Origin of the sequence: Streptomyces coerulescens, from assembly GCF_042657965.1 — a bacterium.
Lineage (GTDB): Bacteria > Actinomycetota > Actinomycetes > Streptomycetales > Streptomycetaceae > Streptomyces > Streptomyces coerulescens.
In genome coordinates this window covers 1-7,931 of record NZ_JBHSKM010000041.1, presented here as the reverse complement: position 1 = coordinate 7,931, position 7,931 = coordinate 1, and the positions used below count along the sequence as shown (strand labels likewise).

Sequence of the window (7,931 nt, the reverse complement as noted above, 5' to 3'; positions counted from 1 at the left end):
AAGAACCGCCCCGAAGAGGAAGCCGCCCTCACAGCCCTGTCCCGGCTCTTCGTGCACGGCATCCCCGTCGACTGGGCGGCGTACTTCGCCGGGACCGGATCCCGACTTCCCGAAGTCGTCCCGACCTACCCCTTCCAGCGTCGGCGATACTGGCCCGAGCCCTCCTTCTCGGCGACGGACGCCATCGACTTGGGGCTGGAGCCCGTCCGGCATCCGCTGCTCGGCGCGGCCGTGCCGTCGGCCGGTTCGGACGGCATCGTTCTGACCGGTCGGCTCTCGCTCGCCTCGCACCCCTGGCTCGCCGACCACATGGTGCACGGCCGCTCGTTGCTGCCCGGCGCCGCACTGGCCGAGCTCGTCCTGCGCGCCGGTGAGGAGTTCGCCTGCCGACGCATCGCCGAGCTGACGTTGGGCACGCCGTTGATCGCGCCCGACGAGGGAGCCGTACGCCTTCAGGTCACCGTCGGCCCTGCGGACGGGGACGGGCGGCGGCCGGTGACCGTGCAGTCCTGTCCGGAAGGTCATCCGGGAGCGTCCTGGACCGTCAACGCTTCCGGGTTGTTGGAGGCGGGTGAGGAAGTACCGTCGTCCGAGCGGGAGTTGGCGGTCTGGCCGCCGGTCGATGCCGAGCCGGTCGCACTCGACACCTTCTACGCCGACCGGGCGTCGACCGGATTCGGGTACGGGCCCGCCTTCCAGGGGCTGCGGGCGGCTTGGCGGCGCGGGGACGACGTCTTTGTCGAGGCGGAGCTGCCGGAAGGCACGGAGCCGGGTGGTTTCGTGCTGCATCCGGCCCTGTTCGACGCTGCTCTGCACGGTACGTCGCTGCTGGTGGGGGACGGTGTGGTGCCGTTCTCGTGGGAGGGCGTCGCGCTGCACGCCGTAGGGGCTGCGGCGGTGCGGGGCCGGCTGTCGCTCGTCGCGCCGGACCGTGTCCGGGTGACCCTCGCCGACTCGACTGGACGGCCCGTGGCCGACGCCGACGCGCTGGCTGTCCGTGCCGTCACGGCGGGGCAGTTGGCTGCGGGGGATGCGGCCGGGCGGCTCTACCGGGTCGAGTGGGTGAAGCCGGCCGCGGACCTGGCTCGCGACCCCGGCACGCTGACTGTCTCCGGGGACGGTGACGGCACGCTCACCGCGTTGCTGCGCGAGTCCGGCTTCGTCATGGGTGAGGATGAGGACGGTGCGGATGCGGAGGCGCAGGTGATGGTGCTGCCGCCGCCCGTGTCGGAGGTGCGGTCCGCTGTCGCCGGTGCCCTGGCGCTGTTGCAGCGCGCCTTGGCCGAGGAGTCCGAGCGCCTCATCGTTCTGGTCGCCCGGGACGGTGACGATCCCGCCGGGGCCGCGGTGCGCGGGCTGTTGAGGTCGGCCGTCACCGAGCATCCCGGCCGACTGGCCGTGCTCGCACTCGCGGATCCGGCACCGGAGGCGCTGCGCATCGCACTGGGGTTGCTCCGGGACGGGGTCGAGCCGGAAGTCGCGGTGCGCGGCGTTGAGGTTCGTGTGCCTCGGCTGGAGCCTTTGCGGGTGCCGGCGGACGCGGGACGGGAATCCGCATGGGGCCGGGGGAGTGTGCTGGTCACCGGCGGCACCGGTGGACTCGGCGCTGCCGTGGCGCGGCATCTCGTCGCCCGGCACGGCGTGCGGGATCTGCTGTTGGTGTCGCGCCGGGGCCCGGACGCGCCGGGTGCCGCCGATCTGATCGCCGAGCTGACGGAGGCCGGTGCCCGTGCCGAGGTCGTGGCCTGCGACGTGGCCGACCGTGACGCTCCGGCGGCGCTGCTGGCCGGGCGGACGGTCGGCGGAGTGGTGCACACGGCCGGGATCCTCGACGACGGCGTGGTCACCGCGCTGACCGAGGAGCGGATGGCGGCCGTGCTGCGGCCGAAGGTGGAGGCTGCCCGCCGGCTGCACGAACTCGTCGATGCCGATGTCCCGTTCGTAGTGTTCTCGTCGGCCGCCGGAGTGCTCGGCAGCGCCGGCCAGGGAAACTACACCGCAGCCAACGCCGGCCTGGACGCGCTGATGCGCGAGCGGCGCGGCAGCGGGCTGCCGGGGCTGTCGCTGGCCTGGGGTCCGTGGGAGGCCACCGCCGGAATGACCCGGCAGCTCAATGACGCCGACCGGGCCCGTCTGGCACGCACCGGGCTGCTGCCCCTGCCCACGGCGACCGCGCTCGCCCTCTTCGACGCCGCCCTGGCCCACGACGAACCCGTCGTGCTGCCCCTCAGCCTCGACACCCAGGCACTGGCCGAGGCGGGACCCGCCGCACCGGCCGTACTGCGCGGACTCGTCCGAGACCTGGACAGAGGCCGAGGCCGAGACCGAGGCCGCGATGGGGACCGCGATCGCCACCGGCGCCATATCGTCGCTTCGTCCACGACGCCGGCGTCATCCGCCCACGGTGACACGGGGCTCGCGGCGGCACTGGGCCGGCTCGCGCCCGAGGAACAGCGGCGCGAGCTGCTCGCCCTGGTGCGCGGGCAGGTCGCCCGGGTGCTCGGGCATCGCCGGGCCGACGCCGTGGATCCCCGGCGGCCCTTCCGAGAGTTGGGATTCGACTCGCTCACGGCCGTCGAGTTGCGCAACGGCCTGGCCGCCACCACCGGCCTGCGCCTGTCCGCGACCCTCGTCTTCGACCACCCGACCGCCGCCGACCTCGCCGCGCATCTGCACGAGCGGCTGACCGGCGGTCCGGTCCCGGCCGTGGACGGCGCCGAAGCCGACGTCCGGCGTGGCGCCACCGACGACGACCTCGTGGCGATCGTGGGGATGGCCTGCCGCTTCCCCGGAGACGTCGCCTCCCCGGACGACCTGTGGCGGCTGGTGACCGGCGGCGTCGACGCGATCGGTGACGTTCCCGTGGAGCGCGGCTGGACGGAGGCCCGGCGCGGCGGATTCCTCAGCCGGGCGGGAGACTTCGACGCCGACTTCTTCGGGATGAGCCCGCGCGAGGCACTCGCCACGGACGCACAGCAGCGGCTCCTCCTGGAGACCTCCTGGCAGGCCGTCGAGGACGCCGGCATCGACCCGGTGACGCTGCGCGGCAGCCGTACCGGAGTCTTCGCCGGTGTCATGTACGGCGACTACGGCACACTCCTCACCGACGAGCGGTACGCGGGCCTGCGCGGCGCCGGCAGTGCGCACAGCGTGGCCTCCGGCCGGGTGGCGTACACCCTCGGCCTGGAAGGACCGGCCGTCACCGTCGACACCGCCTGCTCGTCCTCGCTCGTGGCCCTGCACCTGGCCGCCCAGGCGCTGCGCGGCGGCGAGTGCACCCTCGCCCTGGCCGGCGGCGTGACGGTGATGGCGACCCCCTCGACCTACGTCGAGTTCGACCGCCAGGGCGGCCTCGCCGCCGACGGCCGCTGCAAGGCGTACTCCGACACGGCCGACGGCGTCGGCTGGGGCGAGGGCGTCGGCCTGGTCGTGCTGGAGCGGCTGTCCGACGCCCGCCGCAACGGGCACCCCGTGCTGGCGGTCCTGCGCGGCTCCGCCATCAACCAGGACGGCGCCTCGAACGGCCTGACCGCGCCCAATGGGCCCGCCCAACAGCGCGTCATCCGCCAGGCGCTGGCCGCCGCCGGGCTCTCCCCGGCCGACGTCGACGCCGTCGAGGGCCACGGCACCGGCACCCGACTCGGCGACCCCATCGAGGTGCAGGCCCTCCTCGCGACGTACGGCCAGGAGCGTGCGCACCCGTTGCTGCTGGGCTCGGTGAAGTCCAACATCGGGCACACCCAGGCCGCCGCCGGAGTCGCCGGCGTCATCAAGACGGTGCTGGCCCTGCGGCACGGGATCGTGCCGCGGACGCTGCACGCGGCCACGCCGTCCTCGCACGTGGACTGGGAGTCGGGCGCCGTGCGTCCGGTGCGTACGGACACCGAGTGGCCGCGGACGGGCCGCCCGCGCCGGGCCGCCGTCTCCTCCTTCGGCGTCAGCGGCACCAACGCCCACCTCGTCCTGGAAGCCGCCCCGCCCCGGCCGCAGGATGCCGAGCGGGCGCCCGCCGCCGTGGTGCCGGCCGTGGTTCCGTGGGTGATGTCGGCCCGCACCGGCGCCGCCCTCGACGCCCGGACGGCCGGACTCGCCCACCGCGAGGACATCCTGGACGTCGGCCTCACCCTGGCCGCCACCGCCCGCACCGCCTTCCCGCACCGCGCCGTGGCGCTCGCCACGGGCACCGGCGGTCTGGTCGAGATCGCCCGGGGGGTCGCTGCCGAATCCGGCTCGACGGCCTTCCTCTTCCCCGGCCAGGGCGCCCAACGCCCGGGCATGGGACGCGAGTTGTACGACCGCTTTCCCGCTTTCCGCGCCGCCCTCGACGAGACGCTGGAACTGCTCGATCCCGGTTTGCGTGACGTGCTGTGGGGCACCGACGAGGCGGCGCTGAACCGCACCGGCGCGGCCCAGCCCGCCCTCTTCGCCGTCGAGGTCGCCCTGTTCCGGCTCCTTGAGTCCCTCGGCCTGCGCCCCGACGTCGTGGCAGGGCACTCCGTCGGCGAGATCGCCGCAGCGCACGTCGCCGGTGTGCTGACGCTGCCTGACGCATGCCGTCTCGTCACGGCCCGGGCCACCCTGATGGACGCCCTGCCGGAGGGCGGCGTCATGGTCGCCGTCGAGGCCGACGAGGACGACGTACTGCCCCACCTCGCCGCCGGAGCGTCCCTCGCCGCCGTCAACGGCCCCACCGCTGTCGTCGTATCCGGGGACTCCGACGCCGTAGAAGCCACCCTCGCCGCACTCCCAGGCCGGCGCTCCACCCGCCTCCCGGTCAGCCACGCCTTCCACTCGGCGCACATGGACCCGATGCTGTCCGACTTCCGTGCCGTACTGGACACCCTGGAGTTCCGGGCGCCGCGCCTGCCCGTCGTGTCCGGCCCCGAGGGCGAGTTGACCGACCCCGCCCACTGGGTACGGCAGGTGCGCGAGACCGTCCGCTTCGCCGACACCGTCCGGGCCATGGCCCGCTCCGGGGTACGGACGTATGTCGAAGTCGGACCCACCGCCGTCCTCACGGCACTCGTCGAGTCGCTGCTGGCGGAGGACGCCGACACGGACCTGCGCCCGGGGCCGGACGCCGAGGGCGGCTCGGACGCGGTCGCCGTGCCGGTGCTGCGGTCCGGCCGGCCCGAGGAGAGCACGCTGGTCACGGCGTTGGCCCGGCTGTTCACGACCGGTGTCCCCCTCGACTGGCCCGCGCTCTTCGCCGGAACCGGCGCCGTCCGAACACGGTTGCCCGGCTATCCCTTCCAGCACCGCCACTACTGGCCGGCCGCCGGAGCCGCCCGCGGAGACATCCGTGGCTCCGGACTGACGGCAGTGCACCATCCGTTGCTGGGAGCGTCGGTCCGCCTCGCCGACACCGACGCCGCCCTGTTCACCGGCCGTGTCTCGACGACGACCCACCCCTGGACGACGGGCCATCGCCTCGATGGCCGGGTCGTCCTGCCCGGCACCGCCCTCACCGAGCTCGTCGCCCGAGCCGGCGCCGAGCTCGGCCACGGCCACATCGCCGAACTCACCCTCGCACAGCCACTGCTCCTGCCCGACCGCGACGCCGTGACCCTTCAAGTGTCGGTCGACGAACCCGATGATGCCGGCCTGCGGCCCGTCACGATCTCCTCCCGGTACGACGGCGACCCCGACGCGCCCTGGCTGCGCCACGCCGCCGGCCTGCTGGCCGCCGACACGGCCACCGCAGGCTCCGCACCCGGCCTCGAACCGGGACCCGCGGCGGCCGGCTCATGGCCACCGGCCGACACGGAGGCCGTCGACCTCGACGCCTTCTACGCGGACCTGGCCGACACGGGCCTCTCCTACGGCCCACCCTTCGGGATGCTCACCGCCGTCTGGCGACGCGGCACGGAGGTGTTCGCCGAGGCCGCCCTCCCCGACGACACCGACACCGACGGCTTCGGCCCGCACCCGGCGCTGTTCGACTCCCTGTTGCACGCCGCCGCGTTCACGGGTGGGACGCCGGGCCTGCCGTTCGCCTGGCGTGACGTGGACCTGCACCAGCACCCGCACGGCAGCGCCGCGGGTGCGCGGGTGCTGCGCGCCCACATCGTCCGTGAACCGGAGGCGCACCTCGTCCATACGGAGACAGAGACGGAGACGGAGGCAGACACGGGCACGGCCACTGCAGCTGTGCGTCTGACGGTGACCGACCCGTCGGGCACACCGGTTGCCTCCGTGGGCTCCCTCGTCACCAGGCCACCGTCCCGGACCATCAGCACGACCGTCCCCAACGCGCTGTTCCGACGCACCTGGACGCCGATGGCGTACTCGGAGATGCCGCGGACTCTTCGTCCCGCAGTACTCATCACCGATTCCGCCGCCCCTGTCTGGGCGCCGCAGGACGCCGACATCCTGGACGGCCTGGACGGTATCCCCGCCACGCCGGAGCTCGTCCTCACCGAGATCACCGCAGGGGACCTGCACACCACACTGCGTCACACCCTCGACCTCCTCCACACATGGCTAGCCATCACGCCGTCCGCGACGTCCCGCCTGGTCGTCGTGACGGCCGACGAGGAGTCCCCCGTCCTCGAAGCCGTCCGGGGCCTGGTCCGCTCGGCGGCGAACGAACACCCCGACCGCCTGGCCCTGCTCACCCACGATCCGAACCAGCCCCGACTCCCGTCCCCGGCCCAACTCCTGAGCGCCTACGAGACCGGCGAGACGGAGCTCTCCGTGCGCGGCACGGACCTGCTCGCACCCCGCCTGACCCGTCACGAGCCGGGCACGCGGGACGACGCCCGAGACACGTGGACGGGCCCGGGCAGCGTGCTCGTCACGGGCGGCACGGGCGGCATCGGCGCGGCCCTGGCCCGGCATCTCGTCACCCGCCACGGCGCACGCGACCTGCTGCTCGTGTCCCGGCGGGGGACGGACGCCCCGGGCGCGGACGCACTGCGCACCGAACTCATCGGGTTCGGCGCCCAGGTCGAGATCGCCGCCTGCGACGTGTCCGACCGCGACGCCCTGGCGGACCTGCTCACCGGCCGTACCGTCGGAGCCGTCGTCCACACGGCCGGCGTCCTCGACGACGGCGTCCTCACCGCCCTCACCCCCGAACGCCTCTCCGCGGTCCTCCACCCCAAGGCCGACGCCGCCCGCCACTTGCACGAACTCCTGCCGGACACAAGGGCGTTCGTCCTCATTTCCTCTGCGGCCGGAGCCTTCGGAGGCACGGGCCAGGCGAACTACGCCGCCGCCAACGCCTACCTGGACGGCCTCGCCGCACACCGTCGCGCCCTCGGCCTGCCCGCGACCTCACTCGCCTACGGGCCCTGGGCGATGACCGACGGAATGACCGGCGAACTCGACCACGCCGACCGCGAACGCCTCGCGCGCTCCGGCTTCCGCCCGCTCACCGTCGAGGAGGGCCTGACCCTGTTCGACGCGGCAACGACCGACGAAGCTCCGGCCCTTCTTGTGCCCGTACGGCTCGACCACGCAGCCCTGCGGTCGCGCGGCGACGTCACGCCGCTGCTGCGCGGCCTGTTCCGCACCCGTACGGTCTCCGCCGGCGCGGGCGACGTCGTGCGCAGCCTCGCCGGGAAGACCGTGGAGGAGCAGCGGTCCCTGCTCCTCACCGTGGTGCGCGCCCGCGCCGCCGCCGTCCTCGGCCACGACGACACCGGGTCCGTCGAAGCCCGACGCCCCTTCCGGGACCTGGGCTTCGACTCCCTGACGGCGGTGGAACTGCGGAACGCGCTCGCCGCCGCGACGGGACTCCGCCTCCCCGCCACCCTGATCTTCGACCACCCGTCCGCCGAGAAACTGGCCGCCCACCTGCACGAGCGCCTGTCCGGCGCCGAGCCCACGCAGGAGATGAATCCTGCCGGGACCTCCCTCGCCGACGATCCGGTGGTGATCGTGGGTATGGCCTGCCGGTTCCCCGGTGGTGTGTCGTCGCCGGAGGA

Annotated in this window: 1 protein-coding gene; it reads left to right on the top strand. The window is 74.1% G+C overall.

All coding sequences use genetic code 11. The features are described 5' to 3' along the window. A partial coding sequence (locus ACFPQ9_RS36240) for a type I polyketide synthase (protein ID WP_380862946.1) occupies positions 1-7,931 on the top strand: 7,931 nt, incomplete at both ends.